The sequence below is a fragment of the Streptosporangium sp. NPDC001681 genome (assembly GCF_040298085.1).
Classification (GTDB): Bacteria; Actinomycetota; Actinomycetes; order Streptosporangiales; family Streptosporangiaceae; genus Streptosporangium.
In genome coordinates this window covers 1-23,744 of the sequence record NZ_JBEOZN010000145.1, presented here as the reverse complement: position 1 = coordinate 23,744, position 23,744 = coordinate 1, and the positions used below count along the sequence as shown (strand labels likewise).

The following is a 23,744-nucleotide window of genomic DNA, read 5'->3' as shown; positions in this document are numbered from 1 at the left end:
TGTCGTGTCCGTGGTCCCCCGCCCCGGCGGCCGGGCGGCCCCCCCCACCCCGGCTGGCGGCCCCTCGGGGCAGCGTGCACCCCCCGCACGAAGTTCGCCGGGGTAGACCTCGACGAGCTCGCGGCGGCAGGCCGGGCGGTGATGGCCGACGACGAGCCCCGTTCGATGACCGAGCTCGCGCGGGCGCTGGCTGAGCGCTGGCCGGCGCCGGGACCGCGGGCGCTGGGCGAAATGCTGATCGCCGCCCTCGTCCCGGTGGCGCAGCTGCCGCCGCGCGGGGTGTGGCGCACGAGGGCGGGAGTGCGCAACGTCCTGCTCTCCTCCTGGCTGGGGCGCGAGATCGACCCGCCGGCCCCGAAGGTCTCCGATCCGGTCGGCGAAGCGCTGGTACGGCGCTATCTGGCCGCGTTCGGCCCCGCCGCCGCAGCCGACCTGCGCGCCTGGTGCGGCCTCGCCGGACTGCCGGCCGCGGTGGCCGCGATACGCGAGGAGCTGGTCACCTTCCGCGACGAGCGAGGCCGGGAGCTGCTGGACCTCCCCGACGCGCCGCGCCCCGACCCCGACACACCCGCCCCGGTGCGATTCCTGCCGGCGTTCGACAACGCGCTCCTCGGTTACCACGACCGCAGCCGGATCATCGACAACGCCCACCGCGGCCTGTCGGTCGCCGGGGCTCGCGTTGTCCTGGTCGACGGCCGGGTCGCCGCGACCTGGAGCGTCACGGTCGGCACCGTGATCGTCACCCCGCTGCGCCGCTTCTCCCGAGCCGACCGCACCACCGTAGCCGAGCAGGGGCGGGCGCTGGCGTCGTTCCTCTCCGACAACGACAGCCGGCGCGTACAGATCGCCGCGTCTCCCCGCTGAGCGGCACACCCGCGGGTTGCTTCCCCTGAGCACGGGTTCGGGTGGCACGCTTCGGTGCACGCTGCCGAAGGGCCTGCACGGTCAGGCGCCTGTCCACGGCGGTAGGGGACCCACGCCGCCCCGCGCCTCAAGGTTCTCGTCGATCCCGGACCTGATCTGCCCCGCCCACGCCGACGGCGGCGGCGGCACCAAACGGCGATCAGGCCGGGCGCTCACCTCAGGCCGACTCTGACCAGGGCGGACGCTCGGCCACGGCCCCTGAATGCGGCGGATGAACCGCAACACCGAAGGTCGGCGATGTCCTTGTAGAGCACATCCGGACACCGCCGACCGCTCTGTGGCTTACAGCCGGTCGAGAAGCTCCTGCATCTGCTCGATCTCAGCCTGCTGGGCGCTCTCGATGGTTCTGGCGAGTTCCTTGGCCTTGGGATCGGCCCCGTCGCTCTGCTCGGTCTTGGCCATCGTGATCGCCCCCTTGTGATGGGCGATCATGAGTTCCGCGAACATCCGGTCGAACCGGGCGCCCTTTGCCTTCTGGAGCTTGACCATGTCCTCCTCGGTCATCATGCCGGGCATGACATGCCCGCCGTGGCCCTCCGGGGCGGGAGCCTTCCAGGTGGACAACCAGTCGGTCATGGTGGCGATCTCCGGTCCCTGCGCGGCCTCGATCTTCGCCGCCAATTCCTTCACCTCCGGGTCGGAGGCGCGCGTCTCGGCCAGCCTGGCCATCTCCACGGCCTGCTCGTGATGCGGGATCATCATCTGCGCGAAGGCGACGTCAACCTCGTTGAAGGAGGCTCCAGGCTTCTGGCTCGCGGTGGTGGCGGGAGCCTGAGCACTGCTGGTCGTGCCGGTGTGGCCGGTCATCGCGTCGTCCCCGCCTCCGCAGGCGGTGAGCAGCGCGAGAGCGCCGGCTCCCGCTGTGGCGGTCAGTGCGAGCCTGCGAAGGGCGGAGTGGTCGGCGAACATTTCCATGGTCTCTTTTCGGTCGGTCGTATCTGCGTGTCGATCGTCGGCGGCCGGATCCTCGATGCCGTCCGCGGTGAAGATCGGCCTATAGCCGCAAAACCGAGAGACACGCCAGGCGTAGGGCCGTCCTGCGCGGGGGCGGGCGGGCGACGAGCGACATCGGCGAGGCATCGGCCATCCGGACCTGCGAGATTCGCCGCGTCCACATGGCCGCCATACCGATGAGGAGAAGGAGGAAGGAGGTGAGTACGGCCAGGCAGACGGAGCTCGGATCAGGGGTGAGAGGAGTGTCGTCAAGCCTTGAGATCAGTTGCCCGGCCTGGGGCATCAGAGCGGGAAGGAGCATGGAGCGCGCCTCCGGCACTCCGTGCTCAGCGGTAGAGGCATGCTCGAAGGCGGCAGGCGTACCGCCGTGTCCCTGCTGATGGTCCAGATGCCCCAGCGTGTGCATCCCGGCGACGCCCAGAACCAGAGCGATCAGAAGAAGCCGGTGCGACACCCGCAACGCGAACCGGCGAGTTGAGCCGCCCATCGTCTTCCCCTCGCAGTCACGGTCTGGCTGGCCTTTCCGGGCATCCTACTATCTATGATAGTAGGATGATCCGGCGTAGGCATGCGGCAGGACGCCCTTACGGGGGGCGAACAACGGAGAGGTATGCGCATGCCCCGCATGCCCATGACGGGATCCGGCACCGACGTCCGGCCTCGCCGTGCGCGCCGCCATGTACCCCGGGCAACGCCGACGTACCCTCGGGGAAACCTGACCAGGACTCCGGCAGCGGAACCAGTGGGCCATTCCCTCCGATTGAAGATCTCTCGGATCCGGGCATGGTGTTGTCAAGGAGAACGACGTGATGTGCGGCCCGGAAACGCCGCCGTGAGCCGAGCCTGCCGCTCGTCGGGCCCGGATGCCGACGGTGCCCTTCACCCGGGATCGCGTTTCGCGGGGGAATTCACGATTGGCGATAGGAGGGGTTCGATCTCGGCGCCCTCCGAGATGAAGGAGAAAGGCCCATGACAGATCACATGGACACCCGGCACGGCGCCGGCAAGGAGCGCAGCACCGCGGTCCTCGATGTCAGCGGACTGCGGTGGGCCACGGAGCAGAACGTCGTCGCGGCCCGGCTCGGCCGCCGTCCGGGAGTGCTGGAGGTGGAGGTCAACCCGGTCGCCCAGACGGCGACCGTGGTGTTCGACCCGACCCGCACCTGTCTGGCCGAGCTGCGCACCTGGGTGATCGAATGCGGCTACCACTGCGCCGGTCAGTCAGTGCCCTCTCACATCTGTGATCCGATGACCGAGCCGGACCCGCCACCCTTCGACCACAAAGATCACCCTCCCACCTCCCACGGCACCACCACGGCGAAACAGCACGCACCCGGTCGCGACACCCGTGTGGACGACACAGCGCGGGCCGGGGCCGCCGGGCACGTGGATCATGGTGGGGTTGAGGGCGTGGCCGCTCCGCACGAGATGATGGGTCACGGCGGGATGTCGATGGCCGCGATGGTGGCCGACATGCGCAACCGGTTCCTGGTGGCGCTGCTGTTCTCCATTCCGATCGTGGTGTGGTCGCCGATCGGCACCGAAGTGCTCGGCCTGAACCTGCCGGTCCCGTTCGGGCTGCGCCAGGACGTGTGGGCGCTGCTGCTCAGCCTGCCGGTGATCTTCTACTCGTGCTGGATCTTCTTCACCGGGGCGGTGCGGGCGCTGCGCGCCGGCACCCTGGACATGATGGTGCTGGTCGCGGTGGCGGTCGGCGCGGGCTGGCTGTACTCGGTGATCGTGACCCTCACCGGCGGTGGCGAGGTGTTCTACGAGGCCGCCACCGTGCTGGCCGCCTTCGTGCTGCTGGGGCACTGGTTCGAGATGCGCGCCCGCGGCGGTGCCAACGACGCCGTCCGCGCCCTGCTCGACCTGGCCCCGCCCAAGGCGGTCGTCGTCCGCGACGGCGAACCGGTCGAGGTGCCCACCGCCGAGGTTCTCGAAGGCGATCTGCTGCTGGTCCGTCCCGGGGCGAAGATTCCGGCCGACGGGGTGGTCGAGGACGGCGAGAGCGAGGTGGAGGAGTCCATGGTCACCGGCGAGAGCCTGCCGGTGCACAAGCAGCCGGGTTCCACGGTCATCGGCGCGACCATCAACCGCAACGGCACGCTGCGGGTGCGCGCCACCAGGGTGGGTGCGGACACCGCCCTGGCGCAGATCGTCAAACTGGTGCAGCAGGCCCAGAACTCCAAGGCTCCTGGGCAGCGGCTGGCCGACCGGGCGGCCTTCTGGCTGGTGCTGATGGCGCTGATCGGCGGTGCGCTGACCTTCGCCGCCTGGTTCCTGCTGGCCGGTGCGCCGTTCGGTGTGGCGATCCTGTTCGCCATCACCGTGGTGGTCATCACCTGCCCCGACGCGCTCGGCCTGGCCACCCCTACGGCGATCATGGTGGGTACGGGGCTCGGCGCCAAGCGGGGCGTGCTGTTCAAGAACGCGATCGCGCTGGAGACCTCCGCCCGCATCCAGGTGGTGGTGATGGACAAGACCGGCACTCTGACCAAGGGCGAACCAGAGGTCACCGACGTCATCACCGAGGGAATCGCCGCCGACGAGTTGCTGCGGTTGGTGGCCGCGGTGGAGCGGGAGTCCGAGCACCCGCTGGCCGAGGCGATCGTCGGCCACGCCGACGCGCTCGGCTTGGAGGCGTTGCGGGCCGGGCGGTTCGAGAACGTGCCCGGGCACGGTGCCGTCGCCGAGGTGGCCGGGCACCGGGTGGCGGTGGGTAACCGGCGCCTGCTGGAGCGCGAGGGCGTGGATCTCGGCAAGCTGGCGGCTCACCGGAAGCAGGTGGCCGCCGGCGGCCGTACCGCGGTCATGGTCGCGGTCGACGGCACGGCCGCCGCGGTGATCGGCATCGCCGACGCCCCCAGGGAAACCTCGGCGGCGGCGGTGGCCGCCCTGCACGAGCTCGGCGTCGAGGTGGTCATGCTCACCGGCGACAACACCGCCACCGCCGAGCGAATCGCACGGCGACTGGGGATCGACACCGTGATCGCCGAGGTGCTGCCCGGCGACAAGGCGGCCAAGGTGACCGAGCTACAGGCCGGTGGCCGTAAGGTCGCCATGGTCGGTGACGGTGTCAACGACGCCCCCGCGCTGGCCCAGGCCGACCTGGGTATCGCCATCGGTGCCGGCACCGACGTCGCCATCGAGACCGCCGACGTCGTGCTCATGCGCTCCGACCCCCTCGACGTGCCCGCCGCGCTGCTCATCGGCCGGGGCACGCTGCGTAAGATGCGGCAGAACCTCGGGTGGGCGATCGGCTACAACGCGATCGCCCTGCCCATCGCCGCGGGCGTGTTCGAGCCCGCCTTCGGCCTGATGCTGCGCCCCGAGATCGCCGCGCTGTCCATGTCCGGTTCCAGCGTCATCGTCGCCGTCAACGCCCTCGCCCTCAAGCGGCTGCGGCTGCCCTCACCCTCGGGCACGCGCCAGGGCGCGGAGGAACCTCGGACGGCCGAGCACATGTGGTGACCCCATCTGGACCTGGCCGGCCGTCGGGCACGGGTGAAGGCCAAAGGCGCCCGCGCCGGGTCCCGCCGCCGCGGTCAGGTTCGGGAGTCCGCCGCCGAGACGTGGGAGGACGGTGTGATCAGCGGGTCAGTGCGAGAAGCGGCCGAGCAGCAGCGCCAGGCGCCGCTCGTGGCCCTCGTGCCGGAGCCTGCCGCCACGCATGAGCGTCATCAGTCCGTGCAGGCCTCCCCAGAGGGTCTCGGTGAGCAGGCCCAGGTCGTCCTCCCCGGCCAGTGGTCGTATGGCCTCGCGTAGCTCGTCGAGGGCCGCGTGCAGGGCGGCCGGTGCTTCGGGGCCGGCGAACGGCAGGTCGACGGCATGCGTGAACATCGCGTCGTACAACGCGGGTCGCTGCTCGGCGAACGCGGCGTACGCGGCGCCGACGTCGGCGAGGGCCCGGCGAGGGTCGGTCGCCGACGTACGGGCCGCGCGCAGCTCGACGGCCAGGTCGGCGAAGCCTTCCACCGTGACCGCCGCCATGATGGCGTCCTTGCCCTTGAAGTGGCTGTAGAGCACCGGCTGGCTGTACTCGACCCGTTCGGCGAGGCGACGGGTCGTCACCGCCTCCCAGCCTTCGGCCTCGACCAGTTCCCGGGCCGCTGCGATGATCAACCGCTCCCGCTCTGCCCGCTCACGCTCCCGGCGCGTTTGAATCGGCACGAGATGATTCTAGCATCACTAGCACTCCTATCAACGCTATGTTAGCCTCGATCGTGTTCCTAGCACTGATAGCAGCCGGAGAAGATCATGCTTGCCCCCCTCGCCTATGGCCTGGCCGTCGTACTCAACCTCTTCGTCATCTTCATCGGTGTCCGGTTCCTCCTGGCGCCCCGGGCCGCGGCCGCCGGCTATGGCGTCCCCGCCAAGCACGACGGCGACGCCGCCTACCTGACCATCAAGGGACTGCGCGACGCCGGCTACGGCATCCTCGGCCTGGCCCTGCTCGCCTTCGCCGGCGCCCACGCCGAGGCCTGGTACATGCTGGTCGTCGCCCTCCTCCCGCTCGGTGACACCGTCATCGTCCTGCGCCACGGCGGTACCAAGGCCGCCGCCTTCGGTATCCACTTCGCCACCGCCGTGGTGGTGCTCATCAACGCCGCCTTGCTCTTCGCTCTCTGAAGATCAGAAACTGTCTTCGAACGGAAACGCTCGCCCCAGGCAAGGAGTCGCACAGATGTCGCTGATCAGGCCGGACTTCGACGAGTCCGTGATCGTCCGCTCCGCCAAGGCCGAAGTGATCGGCCAGGCCCCGACCACCATCCGGCTACTGGCCGACAGCGGCTCCACCGGCGGCGCGCTGTCCACCCAGCGGGTGACCCTGGCCGACGGCGCCGACGGCGCCAAGCCGCACCACCACTCCAACTCGGCCGAGCTGTTCTACATGCTGGACGGCACCGCCCAACTGCTGTCCGGCGAGCAGGTCGTGACCGCCCAGCGCGGTGATCTGGTCATCGTGCCGCCCGGTGTCGCACACGCCTTCGCCGCCGCACCGGGACAGGACGCCGACATCCTCATCGTCATCACCCCCGGCGTCGAACGGTTCGAATACTTCCGCCATCTGGAGCGCATCGCCTACGGGAAGGTGCCGCCCGAAAGCCTGCTGGAGGTCCAGGAGCTCTACGACACCTACTTCCTCAACAGCACGACCTGGAACCAGGCCAGAGCCTGAAACCGCCGATGAGCAACTGGCAAGCTCGGGAAACGAGGGGCGACACGCCTTGGATCCGGCTTGCCGGTCGCCGGGAGAGCCGGAGCACGCGTCTCCACCGCTGCGAACTTCTTCGAACGGGCCGCTGATGATGGGACCGGCCTCGCGAAGGCGGTTTCCGGCGTACCGGTGCTCATCGCGGTGAGTGGCATAGGCGGGCAGGACGTCGGCCTGTTCCACGGCGAGGACGCTGCGGGGAACCCTCGAATCCAAGTGCCGGAAGAAGATCGGCGGTTGTGTCGATCCACGACATTCCCGTTCGACCTAGAAGTGAGAGGGTCCGAGAGAGGGGCCCGGACAACCCAGGGAGACAGAACAATGAAGTACATGCTGATCATGCGCGCCACCGACGAGGCCTTCGCGGGGATGGCGGACATCGACTTCGGCAAGATGCTCGAGACCATCGGCAGGTACAACGACGAGATGATCCGGGCCGGTGTGCTGGTCGCCGCGGAGGGACTCGACGCCGCCGCCGAGGGAGTGGTCGTCGACTACTCCGCCGAGCCGCCCGTGGTCACCGACGGCCCGTACGGCGAGACCAAGGAGCTGTTCGGCGGGTTCTACATCCTCAACGTGGCGTCGAAGGAGGAGGCCGTCGAGTGGGCCAAGCGGTCGCCGATCACCGGCCCGGGCTTCAAGACCGAGATCCGCCGGGTCACCACGATCGACGAGTTCCCACAGGACAACGAGTGGGTCCAGAAGGAGCGGGCGTGGCGCGAGGCCACCGGTCAGCTCTGAGCGGATCGACAGGAGATGGCCGATCCCACCGGCCGTGAGGCCGTTGCCGCCGTCTGGCGGATCGAGTCCGCACGGATCGTCGGTGCGCTCGCGCGGTACACCGGCGACTTCGCGCTGGCCGAGGACCTCGCCCAGGAGGCGCTGGCCGAGGCACTCGTGACCTGGCCACGCGACGGCGTACCCCGCAACCCCGCGGGGTGGTTGCTCACCGTCGGCCGGCGCCGCGCGATCGACGCGTTCCGCCGGCGCGCCGCTCTTGACGAGAGGTACGCCGCCCTCGCCCACAACCTGAGTGAGGGTGGTGTCGTCTCGGGGAGCGCACCCGCCGACTCGGCCCGGGACGCCGAGGACGTGCTGTGGGATCCGGACCAGATCGATGACGACGTGCTCGCGTTGATGTTCATCTCCTGCCACCCCGTGCTGTCGCGGGAGGCGAGGGTAGCGCTCGCCCTGCGGGTGGTCGGCGGTCTGACGAGCGATGAGATCGCCAAGGCGTTTCTCGTTCCGGCCGCCACCGTGCAGGCCCGGATCACTCGGGCGAAGAAGACCCTCGGGGCGGCCCGGGTGCCGTTTGAGGTGCCGTCGGCCGAGGAGCGGACCGAGCGGCTCGGCTCGGTGCTCAGCGTGGTCTACCTGATCTTCACCGAAGGGTCCTCGGCCAGCTCCGGTGACGATCTGATCCGACTCGACCTCGCGAGCGAGGCACAGCGCCTCGCCCGGGTGCTGAGCCGTCTGGTGCCGGATGAGCCCGAGGTCCACGGCCTGCTGGCGCTGCTCGAGCTGACCGCGGCGCGCTTCCCCTCCCGCACCGGGCCGGACGGCGAGCCGGTGCTGCTGGAGCACCAGGACCGCCGCCGCTGGGACCGCGCCGCGATCCGCCGGGGGCGAGCCGCCCTGGCCCGCGCGGAGCAGGTCGGCCGGGGCCTGGGCGCCTACGGCTTGCAGGCGGCGATCGCCGAATGCCATGCCGTCGCTCCGTCGGTCGACGTGACGAACTGGGAGCGCATCGTGCTCATCTACGAGACGCTTGGCCGGCTCGCGCCGTCACCGGTGGTCGACCTCAACCGGGCGGTGGCGGTCTCCATGGCCCAGGGACCGGCTGCAGCGCTGCCGATCGTGGACGAGCTGGTGGCCGCCGAGGCGCTGTCGAACTCGCACCTGCTGCCGAGCGTTCGCGGGGAACTGCTCATCCGCCTGGGCCGCACCGGCGAGGCGCGCACCGAACTGGAGCTCGCCGTACGGCTGTGCGGCAACGAGCGCGAGCGGGCGGTGCTGGAGCGTAAACTCGCCGACCTCGGCTGATGTGTTTCGTGCGGGCTCGCCGGCCCGGCGGACTACTGCCCGGTGATCAACATCGGTCGCCGGGCAGTGCGTCACGCCACCGACGACGCGGCCTGAACCGTTGAATCCATCGACGGCGAGGAACTGCAAGCTCGGCCTCTTTACTCCCCGGCAGGGCCGATCGGCGTCGCGGGCTTGCGGGGCAGGCGGGCACGTACCCAGTCGAAGATCGACGGCCCGCCCGCGAAGCACCACAGCGCCACAACCGGGTCGCAGATGGCGCAGCCGAAGGAGGAATGCTCGGCGAAGGGGAGGATGGGGTTCCCCTTGAGGTGGTGCAGGACGTCCCAGGCGGTGTGGAGCAGCCAGCCGATGCCGATCCAGGCCCAGCTCCTGAGCCCTCGGTAGGCGACATAGGTCATGACGACCGGCAGGACGAACTCCCAGTACCCGAGTCCGCCCCCGCTGAGGTAGGCGGCGCCCGCACCGCCGACCAACACGGCGTTGACCTGGCGTCGATGCGGCTCGGGGATCAGGGACATGAGGGAAACGCAGATCAGCCCGATGACGATCGGCATGACGATGGACATGGGGTGTGGCAATCCGTTCTGAGGTAGGGGTGCTTCAGTTGACGCGGACCTGCCTGCTCCGCTTCGCCGCCTTGTCGAGGCGCCGCAGAGCCGGCAGTCCGCCGGCCCCCGGCAGCCAGGTCAGGGCGGCGGCCATAGGGGCGAAACCGTCGTACAGCACGACCTGTGCATGCATCAGCGCTGCTCCTTCTGCGCCTGCGCGGATCTCGCAGCGCAAGGCTAGACCGGCCGTCCTCGGCTCCCCATGGGCTGAATCGACAATTTCCAACGGGTTCTCGCCACCCGGCCCCAGCTGCGAAGATGACCGCGTCAGAGGCTTCACCTGGCTGTTCGTGGTTGGCGGGTTCTCGCTTACGGTGTCCTCATGCACACGGTGGCGGTCCTGGCTCTGGACCATGTGGTGGCGGCCGACATGGCGACGCCGATCGAGGTGTTCGGACGTGCCCGGCTGGCGGACGGGCGCCGGCCGTACCGGGTCCTGGTCTGTGCCGCGACGCCGCAGGTGGCCTGCGACGCCTTCACGCTCATCGCCCCGCACGGCCTGGAGGCGCTGCGGGAGGCGGACACGATCGTCGTGCCGGGATGCTCCGAGCAGGCCACCCCGCCCGCTCGGGAGGTGCTCGACGCCGTGCGCGCGGCCGCGGCCGCCGGCACCCGGATCGCCTCCATCTGCACGGGGGCGTTCACCCTTGCCACGGCTGGGCTGCTGGACGGGCTGAGCGCGACCACGCACTGGGTGGCGGCTCGTCGGCTGGCCCAGATGTTCCCGCGGGTGGATGTGCAACCGGATGTTCTGTACGTTGACAACGGCCAGATCCTGACCTCGGCCGGGGCCGCCGCCGGCCTGGATCTGTGCCTGCACATCATCCGGCGGGATTTCGGCTCGGCGGTCGCCGCGGACTCGGCCCGGCTGTCGGTGATGCCCTTGGAACGGGAGGGCGGGCAGGCGCAGTTCATCATTCACACCCAGCCGCCGGTTCCCCAGGGTTCGCTGCTGGAGCCGGTGCTGTCGTGGATCGAGGACAACCTCGCCCAGGAGGTGACGTTGGCGGAGATGTCCATGCGCAGCGGGATGAGCGAGAGGACCTTCAGCCGCCGCTTCCGCGAGCAGACGGGCACCACCCCGCTGCAGTGGCTGCTGCGAGCACGCGTACGGCGTGCGCAGTTCCTGCTGGAGACCACCGGCCACGGCGTCGAACGCATCGCCGCGCAGGCCGGTTTCGGCTCGGCCACCGCGTTCCGGGAGCGGTTCAAGCGCGTCGTCGGCGTCACGCCGCAGTCCTACCGCTCCTCTTTCCGGACGAACACCTCCTGAGACTCCGCCTCTGCGCCATAACCGGTGCAGGCGCCTGGCGTACGAGCAGGCCGGCGTGAGGCGCCACGGCGAGGTCCTCACCGTGGCGCCTCACTGTCAGCGCAGGCGGGACTCGATGGCCTCGATGATCCGTGGACGCAGTTCCGCGGCGCGGATGACGGCGTCGACGGAGCCGACCTCGACCGCGCGCTGGATGTTGTGCACGCGGTCGAACTCCGCGGCCACCTCGCCGAGCTTCTCCGCACGGACCGACGAGCGGAACTCGTCGAGCTCCGCGGTCAACGCGGCGCGGTCGGCGCCGGAGGCGGCCGTGACGCGGGCCTCCAGGTCCCGCACGCGCGGGTCGGCCGCAGTGCGGGCGTTGACGTCGCCGGAGAACACCACCGCGGCGGCGGGGGCGCCGCCGAGCACCGAGGCGAACGAGCCCTCCAGCGCGAGCACGGTCATGTTCGGGTTCAGCGCCTTCGAGAACACCACGAACGCGCCGCCGTGGTACCGCGAGATCACGCAGAACACGATGGGCCCGCGGAAGTTCACGATCGCGCGGCCGATCTCGGCGCCGTACTCCAGTTGCAGCTTCCGCATCGACTCCGGCGAGCCGTCGAAGCCCGACAGGTTCGCCAGCACCACCAGCGGCCGGTTGCCGCTGGCCGCGTTGATCGCCCGCGCGGCCTTCTTCGACGACTGCGGGAACAGCGTGCCCGCGGTGTAGGTGTCCGGGCCGTCGGTGGGCGGGAAGCCGCGCCGGGGCACCGCCCGTGACTCGATGCCGAGCAGGCACACCGGCACGCCGCCGAGATGCACGTCCTGCACCGCTGCGGTCTCCGCGTCGGCCATGCCCGCCCAGCGTTCCAGCACCGGGTGGTCCTGGTCGGAGAGCGCCCGCATCACGGTCCGGATGTCGAACGGCTTCTTGCGGTCCGGGTTGGCCTCGGCGGAGAAGATCTCGCCGACGGTGGTGAAGCCGCTGTCGACCAGGACGTGTGGGAAGTCGGAGATGTCGCGGTCGACGGGGTCGGTCGTCTTCGCCCGCCGCGGCGCCTCCTCGCCGGGGGCGACGTACGTGTGGTCGTAGTGCGACATCAGCACGTCCCGCGCGGCGGCCAGGTTCGGCGCCCAGTAGTGCGCCTGCCCGTTCGGGCCCATCACCCGGTCGTAGCCGCCGATGCCGAAGTTGTCCTCGGCCGACACGCCACCGGAGAAGTCGAGCGACTGCTTGCCGGTGAGCACCATCGCCGAGTCCGGCGTCATCACCAGGATGCCCTTGGTGTGCATGAGCATCGTCGCCTCGGCGTTCCAGTACGGCTGCGCGCCGACGTTGATGCCCGCGACCACGATGTTGATCTCGCCGCCGTTCTGGGTGAACTCGACGATCCGCTTGAGCGCCGCGGCCACCCAGTCCATGTTCTCCGTGCCCGACTCCATGGAGATCCGGGCGCCGGCGGACAGCGCGTACCACTCCAGTGGCACCCGCATCCGCTCGGCCAGGTCCAGCGCGGCGACCACGCGGCGGCACTCCGGCTCCGACAGCGCGCCGAGCGACTTGGTCGGGTCGCCGAGCAGCACGACCCTGGTGAGGCCCTGCGGGTGCCGCCGGGTCGGCGTGCTGACCACGCCCGCGACGATCGCCGCGGTGTTGTGCCCCTTCGGCCGGTCGACCGGCACCAGCGCGTGGTCGTCGCCGAGATCGTGCTCGACGAAGTCGCCGAGCAGGCCGGTCAGCTCGTACGGGTACACCGTGTTGCGGCTGCTCGCGCGCAGCACCTTCTGCCGGTAGTCGTCGAGCGGCTCGACCAGCTCGTCCGACGGCTCGCCGACGGTCAGCTCGGTGCCGCCGGTGGCGTCGAAGGAGATGCGCACGGCGATCTTGGTCAGCTCGCCGGTCTTCCGGTCGCGCTGCCGCGCGATGAACAGGATCTCCTCCAGCCCGGCGCCCGCGGTCGTCGGCAGCACGCGTCCGGCGATCATCTCCAGCTCCGCGCGGGTGAGGTCGCTCGGCGGCCAGATGTAGACCACGATCCGGTTGGTGTTGAAGCGTTTCTTCGACGGTCGCCGCGACTGCGCGCGGCGGATCGAGTCGAGGCAGGTGGCGATGGTGTCCTCGGCCGTCGGCAGCGCGACCAGCCTGCCGTCGTGCTCGCGCAGCTCGGTCAGGTCACGTACCTGTGCGAACGCGACGAGGCGGTCGTCCGACGGGTTCTCCCGCGCCACGCACTGGAAGAGGTAGACCTCCTCGTCCGACGACGACAGCCGGGTGAGGTCGAACTTGCTCAGCCGCTCCAGCTGCATCCGCTGCGCGATGTACGGGTGCAGGCCGCGGATCAGCCGCTCCTCGGCCATCCCGGTGGTCGACGGGCGGAACGTGAAGTGGTGGTGCATCACCGCGCCGCCGCTGCCCGCGACGGTGGCGGTGAGCCTGCGGATCCGGTCCGGCAGCGGGTGCGCGCTGACGACCTTGTGCAGCGCGACCGCCATCGTCTCGGAGTCCTCCGGCTGATTCTCCCAGGCGAGATAGATGTCGGCGTCGATGGCGTCCTCGTCGCCCGCCAGCTCCGCCAGCCCGCGCAGCGCGTTGCCCAACGCCTCGAAGCTCACCGCGGAGGAGACCACGCACGAGTCCGCGCGCTCGGCGACCACGAACGTGCAGCCCGCGACCTCGCTGGTGCGGACGCCGGTGAGACCCTTGTTGCCGTAGTACCGCCGGGTCAGCACTTCCAGCATGATCGCGTTGTCCAGGTCGTCGCGGACAAGCCGCTGGCCGAGCAGCCGCACCAGCGGCTCGGTGCTGCGCACCATCTCGGCGATGCGCGTCGCGCGATCCGGCGCGTCCGGGTGCGTGTCCAGGTGGCGCAGGTGCTTGCGGACGTCGGCGTAGACGCGGGCGCGGTTGCGGCGCAGCAGCGGCTGGGCGAACCAGGCGAACACCACGCCGCGCGCGAGGTCGGAGACCACGGGGAAGCGGACCTGTGTCGCGGCGACCAGCCGCTCCAGCGCGAGACCGGCGGGCTCGCGCAGCGTCTCGTCCGGCGGCGGCTCGCGCAGCCACGCGCGCAGCAGCGTCGCGACGACCGTGGCGTCGGCGGACACGCGTTGCTGGGCGAGGAAGATCCGGAACACCGCGGCTTCGAGTTCGGGGGAGCGCTCCAGCTCGGTGACACCGTAGTGCCCGAGCGCCTTGGCGAGCTTGGCCTGGAACGCCTCCGGCAGCCTGGCCCGCTCGACGTCGAGGCTCTGCAGGTAGGTGTGGAAGTACTCGCGGGCGCTGTACACGTGGCCGTCACCGCCGCCGTCCTCGCCCGCCGGCCGGTTGCGGCTCAGCTCGGCGAGGTCGGCGAACACGTCGATGAGTTCGAGCTCCTCGGCCAGCGGCCGGTGGCCGTTCTCGGTGGCCGCCCGGCGCGCGGCGAGGTAGTCGTCGAGCACCCGGCGTTCGTCGTGCGGGTCGACGTCGAAGCCCAGCAGCAGGCTGCGCAGGTCCTCCTGGCCGCGCGTGGTGCGCTCCCACACCGGAATCTTCCCGGGCGTGGCGGGCAGGTCCAGCTCGACGGACTCGGTGGCCGAGGTGTCCTCGGCCGCGGTGTCGTCGTCGGCGAGCGGCTCCAGCCACAGTAGCGGTGCACCGGTCTCCACCTGGCTGCCCACGGACACGACGCATTCCTTCAGCCGCGCCTTGAAGGGCGCCCGCAGCACCGTCTCCATCTTCATGCTCTCCAGCACCAGCACCGGCGCGCCCGCCTCGACCTCGGCGCCGACCTTCAGCGGCGTGGCGACGACCAGCGCGGGCGCGGGCGAGCGGACGACGCCGCCCTCGTCGCGGCTGACCCGGTGCGTCACGCCCTCCACCTCGACCAGGTGGATCGGCCCGTGCGTGTCGGTGAGCAGGCGGTACCGGGTGCCGTTGACGACGATCCGCCCGGTGTGCCGGTCGAAGCGGTCGAGCTCGACGTCGGCGGTGCGGACGTCGCCACCTGCTTCGACGCCGACGCGGAACCGATGCGCACCGACCCGCGCGACGCGCACGCGGTAGCCGACGCCACGAAGTTTGAGGTCCAGTGGCCGGCCGCTCTCGTGCTGCACCTGCGGGCGTCCGCCGAACGCCGTCGACAGCAGCCGCTGCCGCTCGACGCGTTCCTCCTCCTCGTACGCCTCGATGGCGGCGGCCGCCAGCGCGATGGCGGAGTGCCGGTGCGAGACGAGCCTGCCCTCGCCGCGGACGCGGTCGATCCAGCCGGTGTCCGCGCTGGCGTCGATCACCTCGGGCTGGTCGAGCAGGTCGAGCACGAAGCTCTTGTTCGTCGCGCCGCCCTCGATGATCACCGTGGTCTGCGCCATCGCCCGGCGCAGCCTGCCGAGCGCCTCGTCGCGGTCGCGGCCGTAGGCGATGATCTTCGCGATCATCGAGTCGAAGTCGGCGGGGATGGTGTCGCCCTCGCTGACGCCGGTGTCCACGCGGATGCCCGGCCCGGCGGGCAGGTCCAGCCGCGCGATGCGGCCGGGGGAGGGCGCGAAGTCGCGGTCGGGGTCTTCGGCGTTCAGCCGGGCCTCGATGGCGTGCCCGCGTTCCACCGGCGGCTCGCCTTCGAGCCTGCCACCGGATGCCACCCGCAGTTGTGCCTTGACCAGGTCGAACCCGGTGGTGGACTCGGTGATCGGATGCTCGACCTGCAGGCGGGTGTTGACCTCGAGGAACGCGAACATCTTGTCGCCGGGGTGGTAGAGGAACTCGACGGTCGCCGCGCCGCGGTAACCGACCGCGACGGCCAGCCGTTCGGCCGACGCCTTGAGCTCGGCGGTCTGCACAGGGCTGAGCACCGGCGATGCCGACTCCTCGATGACCTTCTGGTTGCGCCGCTGCACCGAGCAGTCGCGGACGCCGAGCGCCCACGCGGTGCCCTCGCCGTCAGCGATCACCTGGACCTCGACGTGCCGGGCACCGGTGACCAGGCGCTCCAGGAACACGATGCCGCTGCCGAACGCCCGCGCGGCCTCCTGGCTGGTGCGCTCGTAGGCGTCGGCGAGCTCGGCCTCGTTCGTGATCACGCGGATGCCGCGCCCGCCGCCGCCCGCGGTCGCCTTCAGCATCAGCGGGTAGCCGATCTCGGCCGCCGCCGCCAGGGCGGCGTCCAGGGTCTCGACCGCACCGCGACTCCACGGTGCGACCGGCACGCCGACCTCCTCGGCGATCAGCTTCGCGCCGATCTTGTCACCGAGCTTGCGCATGGCCTCGGCGCTCGGTCCGACGAAGGTGACTCCAACCTTCTCGCACAGCTCCGCGAACGCCGGGTCCTCTGCGACGAAGCCCCAGCCCACCCATGCGGCGTCGGCCCCGGTCTCCACCAAAGCGCGCTCCAGCACCTTCAGGTCGAGGTACGGGCGCGCGGACGCGGGACCGAGATCGTAGGACAGGTCCGCTTCGCGGACGAAGGTGGCCATGCGGTCGACGTCGGTGTGCAGGGCGACGGTCTCGACCCGTGTCCCGCTCTCCGCGGCGATGTCCCGTACGGCGTGGATGAGCCGCATAGCGGCCTCACCACGATTGACGATGGCGACACGACTGAACACCCGACCGAGCCTTCCTGTAGACCAACGATGTGCGCGCCGTGACACGGCGGCCCCCCGGCAGTGTTCACCCTTCCGTCTACCAGCTGGTAACGCCATGTCGCAGACAGCGCACGCTACACGGCTCCAGTTGTAGAAACCGATCAAAAGCCGTGGGCCGCCCGAGCCTGACCGGGCATGCGCGAGCGGAGTGGCGGTCTGTCTTCTCCCAGGCTCGCCCACTCAGTGGACTCATCTGCTACGCCCTTTGTCGGTGGTGGGCTCACCTTTCTTGTGCGGCAAGGCGGGAGAAAGTACATTTTCGCGGTTTCGACAGACGCCAAGTCTACCCAAAATTGTGACAAAACCCCCTGTAGTCTCTCGCCGTGACCACAGAGATCGCCGCCAAGCTGGGCGGACGTTCGTGGACGGCTCTGATCGTGCTCGGCTTCGCCGGACAGGTGGCATGGACCGTCGAGAACATGTACCTGAACGTGTTCCTCTACGACACCGTCAGCGACGACCCCGGCGCCATCGCCACCATGGTCGCCGCCAGCGCGGCGACCGCGACGGTGGCCACCCTGCTGGTCGGCGCGCTCTCCGACCGGGCGGGACGCCGCCGCTCCTTCATCGCCGCCGGATACGTGCTGTGGGGGCTGGCCACGGCGGCCTTCGGCTTCGTCACCGTCGACGCGGTCGCGGCCGTCGCCCCGGCGGCCGGAGCCGTCACGGCCACGGTGGTCGCGGTCATCGCGCTGGACTGCGTGATGTCGTTCCTCGGCGCCGGGGCGAACGACGCGGCCTTCCAGGCGTGGGTGACCGACGTGACCCGCCCGGCGAACCGGGGCCGGGTGGAGTCGGTGCTGGCGATCATGCCGCTGGTGTCGATGCTGGCCGTCTTCGGCGGGTTCGACTCGCTGACCCGCGCGGGGGAGTGGCGGCTGTTCTTCGTGCTCATCGGGGCGATCATCGTCGTGGTCGGAGCCGTCTCCTGGGTGCTCGTGCGCGACCGCCCGGACCCGGTACGCCAGGAGGGCGCCTACCTGGCCTCACTCGTGCACGGGCTGCGGCCGAGCGCGATACGGGCCAACCCCGTCCTCTACCTGTCCCTGGCCGCGTGGACGATCTGGGGGATCTCCACCCAGGTCTTCCTGCCCTACCTGATCATCTACCTGCAGCGATACCTGAACATCGAGGGGTACGCGATCGTCCTGGCCGTGGTGCTGACCGGCTCCTCGGCGATCAGCGTCGCCTGCGGGCCGCTCATCGACCGGGTGGGCAAGGTGCGCTTCCTGCCACCCGCGATCGCCGTGTACGGCACGGGTCTGCTGCTGATGTCCGTCGCGACCGGGATGATCCCGGTGATCGCCGCCGGGCTCGTCATGATGTCCGGGTTCATGCTGGTGCTCGCGCCCATCGCGGCGATCGTCCGCGACCACTCGCCGCCGGACCGCGCCGGTCACGTCCAGGGACTGCGGATGGTCTTCGCGATTCTCATCCCCATGATCGTCGGTCCCTTCCTGGGCGCCGCCGTGATCAAGGGGGCCGACGCCTACTACGAGGAGCTCGGGGTGCTCAAACAAGTCCCCTCACCGGCCATCTTCCTGGCCGCCACGGTCGTGGTGGCGTTCATGGCCGTACCGGTGCGGGCGCTGCGCCGCAGGGGGACCGCATGACCCTGCTGACCCGCTGGGGCGCGGCCCTCGACCCCGAGGCCGTGCTGCCGGAGTACCCCAGGCCGCAGCTCGTCCGCGACAGCTACCTCAACCTCAACGGCCGCTGGCGGTACGCCGTCTCCCCGGTCGAGCCCGAGGTCCCCGAGGCCTACGACGGCGACATCATCGTGCCGTTCTCCCCCGAGGCTCCGCTGTCCGGTGTCGGGCGGCAACTCCTGCCCGGGCAGACGCTGTGGTACCGGCGCGCGCTCACCCTGCCCGACGGGTTCGCCGTCCCGGGCGGGCGGGTGCTGCTGCACTTCGGCGCGGTCGACCAGACCTGCCGGGTGCTGCTCAACGGGGTCGAGGTGGGCACGCACACCGGCGGCTACCTGCCGTTCGCCTGCGACATCACCGACACCCTGCGCGAGGGCCCTAACACGCTGGTCGTGGCCGTGCGGGACGACTCCGACACCGGGCACCACTCGCGCGGCAAGCAAAAGCTGCGCCGGGGCGGCATCTGGTACACCGCCCAGTCGGGCATCTGGCAGACCGTGTGGGCCGAGTGCGTGCCCGCCGTACACGTGGAGCGGCTCACGCTCGTCCCGCACCTGGACGCCTCGTGCGTCGAGGTGACGGTGCACGCCGCCTCGGGGCGGGCCGCCGTCGATATCCTCGCCGACGGCGAGGTGGTCGCGTCCGCCGAGGCGGACGCGGGCGTGCCGGTGCGGATCCCGATCCCGGACGTCCGCCCGTGGAGTCCCGAGGACCCGTATCTGTACGACGTGTCGGTGCGTCTTGGGGCCGACGGCGTACGCGGCTACGTCGGCATGCGCTCCTTCGGTGTCGGGCGCGACGCGGACGGCGTGCCCAGGCTGCTGCTCAACGGACGCCCCTACTTCCACGCCGGGGTCCTGGACCAGGGCTACTGGCCCGACGGTCTGTACACGCCGCCCTCCGACGAGGCCATGGTCTGCGACATCGAGACCATGAAGCGGCTCGGCTTCAACATGCTGCGCAAGCACATCAAGATCGAGCCGATGCGCTGGTACCACCACTGCGACCGGCTCGGCATGCTCGTCTGGCAGGACATGGTGAACGGCGGCGGCCGCTATCACCCGCTGGTGATCACCGCGCCGGTGCTGACACCGCTGCGCCTCGACGACCGCCGCCACCGGTGGTTCGGGCGCGGCGACGCCGAGGGCCGTGAGCGGTTCGCAGCCGAGCTGCGGGAGACCGTCGAGCTGCTGCGCAACGTGGTGGGCCTGGCCGTGTGGGTGCCGTTCAACGAGGGCTGGGGCCAGTTCGACGCGGCGGGCGCCGCCGGGGAGCTCACCGCGCTCGACCCCACCCGGACGGTCGACCACGCGAGCGGGTGGCACGACCAGGGCGCGGGCGACCTGCGGAGCCTGCACGTGTACTTCCGCCGTTTCCGCCCGCCCGCCGGGCGCGACGGGCGGGCGCTGGTCCTGTCGGAGTACGGCGGCTACTCGTTGCGCGTCGAGGGCCACAGCTTCAACGACCGCGAGTTCGGCTACCGCAGATGCCGTACGGCGGCGCAGCTCGGCGGAGCGTTCGCCCGGCTGCACTACCGGCAGATCGTGCCCGCCGTGCCGCGCGGCCTGAGCGCGACCGTCTACACCCAGCTCTCCGACGTCGAGGACGAGCTGAACGGCCTGCTCACCTACGACCGCGAGGTGCTCAAACTCCCCGCCGGACTGGTGCGGACCGTCAACGGGCGGCTCCGGCTGGACTGAACCCGGCCGGACCGGGCCTCCTCGGCCCAGCAGGCCAGGCCGTCGGGATCGACTCTCATCGGGTGGAAGCCCCCGGCCGGACGTCGTCACCGGGCGGCACGGTCGGGCCGATTCTCACCAGCGCTGGCGTGCCTCCTCGGCCCAGCCGACCAGACCGTCGAGGTCGACCCATTCGCCCTCGTCGGTCCGGGCGCGGCCGGAGAAGTGGCCGAAGCACTGGTGGGTCTCGCTGCCCACCACACCCAGTTCGGTACGCGAGATCTTCTCGTGGAACGGGTGGAGGACCACCTCCACCCCGGGACCGGTCATCCGCCAGGGCCGCATCCAGTCGCGCCGGTCGTACACCCAGGCCAGCTCATCGCCGATCTTGTGCATCCGCCCGTCGACGAACAGCGCGTTCTCCGTCGAGCGGGTGCCGTCGGTCCACTTGCCGCCGAGCTGGATCGCCCGCCCCGGCGCGCTGCCCGCCGCCCAGTTCCAGGTGATCGAGTACGGCCAGCGGCCCCGTCCGTGGTCGAGCACCGCGAAGGAGGTCGCCTCGTCGAGGACGTGCCGGGTCCCCCCGACGGTCAGCGTGCCGCGCACCGGCCTGCCGACGTCCTTGACCGTGTACTGGAACCTCCGGGCGCTCCACGGGACGACCACGCCGAGCGACTCGTGCCCCTGGGGCAGCGGCACCTCCACGTCGAGCCGCACCCCGGGCACGGCGGCCCGCAGCGAGGTGCCCTCGGGGCGCTGGTCGATGTCGATGCGCAGGCCCGGCGCCTGTACCGACGCCCGGCCCGCGCCGCTGCGGTCCGGTAGCACCGCGCCGCGCGCCAGCGGCACGACCACGTCCTTGGTGATCTCCGCGCCGGTCGCGCGGTCGAGCACGTAGACACCGTGCACGCCCGCGTAGTCGAGCGACGAGGCCACCAGCCCGACGATGTGGCCGGGGGTGACGATGCCCCAGTACTCCCAGCGTTTGGTCCTGCCCCAGCCGCGCAGGTTCGCGCGGTGCAGCGGGCGCCTGCTCCAGCCGACCGCGTCGGGGTTGAGGCGTCCGTCGGGCAGGCACAGATCGACGGGGGCGGTGATCTCCCGCTCGTGGGTCGGCATAGCCAGAGGGTAGTGGCGCACGGCCGGGGCTCCCACCCCGGGGCACGCGGCGCGCGGGCACCACCGGTGCGGCCTCCCCGTCGGACCAGCCCAGCGGGGGAGGGGCGAGCACGACCGCGATTCTGGTCAGCCGGTCCTGGTGGCGAATGGGCCGCCGGCGCCGAACGCGAGCCGCGCGAAGTTCTCGCCGATGCGGCGGTGTCCTGCGGGGTCAGGGTGGACCTCGTCGGGCAGCGGCAGTTCGGCGTAGTCCGTCTCGCCGTAAAGGTCGCGGCCGTCGAGGTAGTGCAGGTTCGGGTCGTCAGCCGCCCGCTGTTCGACGATCCGGGCGAGTTCGTCGCGGATGACGTTGAGCGTCAGACGCCCGGTGGCGCGTTCGGCCGGGTCGCCCGTGGCCTTGAACCGCAAGGTCCCGCCGTCGAAGTCGGGTGCGAGGGGGCCGGGGGTGTCCTCCTGGACCGGGCATAGGATGGAGGACACTACCAGCAGCGGCGTGGTCGGATGCCCCTCGCGGATGGTGTCGAGGAAGCCATGGGCCGCAGGGGTGAAGGCGCGCAGGCGCATCACGTCGGTGTTGACGACATTGATGCCGATCTTGACGCTGATCAGGTCCGCGGGGGTGTCCCGCATCGCGCGGGCGGTGAACGGGTCGAGCAGCGCGCTGCCGCCGAATCCCAGATTGACCAGTTCCACTCCGCCCTGGGCGGCGGCCAGGGCCGGCCAGATGGCGGTCGGGTGGGTGGCGTTCGAGCCGTGGCTGATGGAACTGCCGTGGTGCAGCCACACCCTGCGCCCGCTGTCCGGCGTCGGCTCGACCGGGGCGTCGGTGCGCAGGGCGATCAGCTCGGTGATCTCGGTATGAGGAAGCCAGATCTCGACGTCCTTGTCACGCGCGGGCAGACCGGTGAACCGGGCGGTGCCGTGAGGCCCTTCGCGCAGTTCGACGGACTGGGTGGCCATGTCGATCGTGCGGACCTTGCCGCCGGTCACCGTGGCCTGGGCAGTGAGACGGCCGTCGACCAGCAGGTCGTATACGCCGTCCGCCGGGGTCGGGAGACCTCGGTAGGCCCTCTTGGTGGGCAGCGTGTCCAGTTCGATGATGGTGGCCCGGGTGCGGAAGGCCAACCGCACGCCGGACGACTGGGCCTCGGCCACGGCCAGTTGGTCGTCAGGGATCTGCCGACGGGCCCGAGCGGGCAGCCGGTGCGGCAGCAGGCCGTGCGCCGTGCGTTCCACGTCGAGGACGCCGCGCAGGATGTCCGCGGTGACGGGTGTGGTGATCCAGTCGTGCTCGGTGTTCATTGCCTCAGCCTGTTGATCAAGATTTTCGGATTGTTCGGATGCGCCGGTGCGCGGCGCGGCCCCCTGATGGTCAGGGTGCGGTCCAGTTCCGCAGCAGGGCGTCGAGGGAATCCACGATCCAGGACCAGGATTCCTGCGGATCGACTGCGGTATGGCTGAAGCCTCCGCCCATCTCCAGGCTGACGTAGCCATGGAAGACGCTGCCCAGCATCCGGACCGCGTGCGTCTGGTCCGGCTCCGTCAGGTCGTAGCCGCGCAGGATCGCCCGCGTCATCTGCGCATGCCTGACACCGGCGCTGGCGGCCGCCGTCTTGGGGTCGAGCCTGAGCTGGGCGGCGGCGTAGCGGCCGGGGTGCTCCCGGGCGTAGTCGCGGTAGACGTTCGCGAAGGCGGCCAGGGCGTCCTTGCCGGCGCGCCCGGCCAGGGCGGCGGCGACCCGGTCGGCGAGTTCCTCCAGGGCGAACAGGGCGATCCTGGTCTTGAGGTCCTGGGAGTTCTTCAGGTGCGAGTACAGACTCGCGACCTTGACGTCGAACCGCCGGGCGAGCGCCGAGACGGTCACCTGGTCGAAGCCGACCTCGTCGGCCAGTTCCGCCCCCGCCCGGGTCAGGCGTTCCGTGGTCAGTCCTGCTCGAACCATAACCTTCCTCCCATCTAGCGACACCCATTATGTATTTGCCTAATATCTTTAGGCAAATTGGCCTGTCGTTCGCGAACCCGCCGACTGAGCAGGAGATCCGTACCGCGTCGTGAACTGCCCAAGGGTGAGGCGAAGCCCTGAGTGACCATGTGAAGCCGGTCGCCAAGTAGCTGGGCTGGAAGACCACCACGCACACTCGTTGTCCTCATGGTGATCAGTGCGGCTGACCTGGACTGAGCTGTTGGCGGCCCCGGGGTGGTCGCGGCCCGGGATGGGCCTTTCCGGAGTACCACAGACCGATGCTTTCGCCTTTGACGCTGGTGCTCTTCTCCCGGTAACGGCTGGAGCACCTGCAGCGCACCGCTGGCCGTCGCCCGCAATGACCGTGCCACCACAGCGCGGCGCAGAGCCTGACCAGGGCTCTGCTAACCCCTGCGCACACCCTTGGCGAGCTCGGCCGTGAGCGTCCGGACCGCCGCGAGCCCGGCCGCCTCGTCGGGTGCGTCGAGCATCGCCTTGACGAAGGCGGAACCGACGATCACACCGTCCGCGAAGCCCGCGACCTCGGCGGCTTGCTCGGCGTCGGAGACGCCGATGCCGACGCAGACCGGGAGTTCGGTGGTCGCCCTGGGGGGGGGCCCCCGGGGGGGCCCGGCCCCACCCCCGGGGGCGCGGGTGGCGGGGTCCCCCCACAGCGAGGCGGGGGACACCAAACCCCGGGCCGCCCCCGG

The 23,744-nt window shown here is 70.7% G+C and carries 19 protein-coding genes; 9 read left to right on the top strand and 10 right to left on the bottom strand.

The window, feature by feature from the left end:
* On the top strand, positions 1–864 hold an 864-nt coding region (locus ABT130_RS40390), incomplete at its 5' end, for a DNA glycosylase AlkZ-like family protein (protein WP_350964801.1).
* Between the two features lie 342 nt (positions 865–1,206).
* Here ABT130_RS40390 and ABT130_RS40385 read toward each other — a convergent pair.
* Together ABT130_RS40385 and ABT130_RS40380 are read right to left on the bottom strand one after the other, a co-directional pair.
* On the bottom strand, positions 1,207–1,839 hold the full coding sequence (locus ABT130_RS40385; RefSeq protein WP_350964798.1) for a DUF305 domain-containing protein: 633 nt from the start codon (positions 1,837–1,839) through the stop codon (positions 1,207–1,209).
* A 79-nt stretch (positions 1,840–1,918) separates the two neighbouring features.
* Positions 1,919–2,365 (bottom strand): hypothetical protein, encoded by a 447-nt coding sequence (locus ABT130_RS40380; protein WP_350964796.1) that lies wholly within the window; start codon positions 2,363–2,365, stop codon positions 1,919–1,921.
* Between the two features lie 482 nt (positions 2,366–2,847).
* On the opposite strand from ABT130_RS40380, the gene ABT130_RS40375 reads away from it, so the two are divergent.
* The gene (locus tag ABT130_RS40375; protein WP_350964794.1) at positions 2,848–5,352 is read left to right on the top strand and encodes a heavy metal translocating P-type ATPase; all 2,505 of its coding nucleotides are present in this window, start codon (positions 2,848–2,850) and stop codon (positions 5,350–5,352) included.
* A 126-nt stretch (positions 5,353–5,478) separates the two neighbouring features.
* Here the strand turns inward: ABT130_RS40375 and ABT130_RS40370 are convergent, their stop codons facing one another.
* Positions 5,479–6,051: a TetR/AcrR family transcriptional regulator gene (locus tag ABT130_RS40370; protein ID WP_350964791.1), complete on the bottom strand. Its 573-nt coding sequence runs from the start codon at positions 6,049–6,051 to the stop codon at positions 5,479–5,481.
* Between the two features lie 87 nt (positions 6,052–6,138).
* Here ABT130_RS40370 and ABT130_RS40365 point away from each other — a divergent pair, with 87 nt between their 5' ends.
* From ABT130_RS40365 to ABT130_RS40350, 4 genes are all read left to right on the top strand, one after another.
* Positions 6,139–6,510: a DUF4267 domain-containing protein gene (locus ABT130_RS40365; protein ID WP_350926889.1), complete on the top strand. Its 372-nt coding sequence runs from the start codon at positions 6,139–6,141 to the stop codon at positions 6,508–6,510.
* 55 nt (positions 6,511–6,565) lie between these two features.
* Positions 6,566–7,060 carry a cupin domain-containing protein gene (locus ABT130_RS40360; protein ID WP_350964788.1) on the top strand — a complete coding sequence of 165 codons (495 nt, stop codon included), beginning with the start codon at positions 6,566–6,568 and terminating at the stop codon, positions 7,058–7,060.
* 357 nt (positions 7,061–7,417) lie between these two features.
* The gene (locus tag ABT130_RS40355; RefSeq protein WP_350964786.1) at positions 7,418–7,837 is read left to right on the top strand and encodes a YciI family protein; all 420 of its coding nucleotides are present in this window, start codon (positions 7,418–7,420) and stop codon (positions 7,835–7,837) included.
* 15 nt (positions 7,838–7,852) lie between these two features.
* Entirely contained in the window at positions 7,853–9,139 is a 1,287-nt protein-coding gene (locus ABT130_RS40350) for an RNA polymerase sigma factor (protein ID WP_350964783.1), read from the top strand.
* Positions 9,140–9,279: 140 nt separating this feature from the next.
* On the opposite strand, the gene ABT130_RS40345 is transcribed toward ABT130_RS40350, so the two are convergent.
* Both ABT130_RS40345 and ABT130_RS40340 read right to left on the bottom strand, forming a co-directional pair.
* Positions 9,280–9,708 carry a DUF6010 family protein gene (locus ABT130_RS40345; RefSeq protein WP_350964780.1) on the bottom strand — a complete coding sequence of 143 codons (429 nt, stop codon included), beginning with the start codon at positions 9,706–9,708 and terminating at the stop codon, positions 9,280–9,282.
* A gap of 34 nt (positions 9,709–9,742) precedes the next feature.
* Positions 9,743–9,883, bottom strand: a complete 141-nt coding sequence (locus ABT130_RS40340) for a hypothetical protein (protein WP_350964778.1) — start codon at positions 9,881–9,883, stop codon at positions 9,743–9,745.
* Between the two features lie 189 nt (positions 9,884–10,072).
* Here ABT130_RS40340 and ABT130_RS40335 point away from each other — a divergent pair, with 189 nt between their 5' ends.
* Positions 10,073–11,023: a GlxA family transcriptional regulator gene (locus ABT130_RS40335; RefSeq protein ID WP_350964776.1), complete on the top strand. Its 951-nt coding sequence runs from the start codon at positions 10,073–10,075 to the stop codon at positions 11,021–11,023.
* 96 nt (positions 11,024–11,119) lie between these two features.
* On the opposite strand, the gene ABT130_RS40330 is transcribed toward ABT130_RS40335, so the two are convergent.
* Positions 11,120–16,585: an ATP-binding protein gene (locus ABT130_RS40330; protein WP_350964774.1), complete on the bottom strand. Its 5,466-nt coding sequence runs from the start codon at positions 16,583–16,585 to the stop codon at positions 11,120–11,122.
* Positions 16,586–16,947: 362 nt separating this feature from the next.
* On the opposite strand from ABT130_RS40330, the gene ABT130_RS40325 reads away from it, so the two are divergent.
* Positions 16,948–18,237, top strand: a complete 1,290-nt coding sequence (locus ABT130_RS40325) for an MFS transporter (protein ID WP_350964772.1) — start codon at positions 16,948–16,950, stop codon at positions 18,235–18,237.
* Entirely contained in the window at positions 18,234–19,973 is a 1,740-nt protein-coding gene (locus ABT130_RS40320) for a glycoside hydrolase family 2 protein (protein ID WP_350964770.1), read from the top strand. Before ABT130_RS40325 ends, ABT130_RS40320 begins: the two co-directional genes overlap by 4 nt.
* A 114-nt stretch (positions 19,974–20,087) precedes the next feature.
* Here ABT130_RS40320 and ABT130_RS40315 read toward each other — a convergent pair whose 3' ends face one another.
* The 4 genes from ABT130_RS40315 to ABT130_RS40300 all read right to left on the bottom strand — a co-directional run.
* The gene (locus ABT130_RS40315; RefSeq protein ID WP_350964768.1) at positions 20,088–21,071 is read right to left on the bottom strand and encodes a DUF2804 domain-containing protein; all 984 of its coding nucleotides are present in this window, start codon (positions 21,069–21,071) and stop codon (positions 20,088–20,090) included.
* Positions 21,072–21,197: 126 nt separating this feature from the next.
* Complete coding sequence (locus tag ABT130_RS40310; protein WP_350964765.1) at positions 21,198–22,373, bottom strand: GDSL-type esterase/lipase family protein; 1,176 nt, start codon at positions 22,371–22,373, stop codon at positions 21,198–21,200.
* Between the two features lie 70 nt (positions 22,374–22,443).
* On the bottom strand, positions 22,444–23,013 hold the full coding sequence (locus ABT130_RS40305) for a TetR/AcrR family transcriptional regulator (protein ID WP_350926913.1): 570 nt from the start codon (positions 23,011–23,013) through the stop codon (positions 22,444–22,446).
* A gap of 425 nt (positions 23,014–23,438) precedes the next feature.
* Positions 23,439–23,744, bottom strand: a 306-nt coding sequence (locus ABT130_RS40300; RefSeq protein WP_350964762.1) for a tryptophan synthase subunit alpha, incomplete at its 5' end; no start/stop codon positions are given.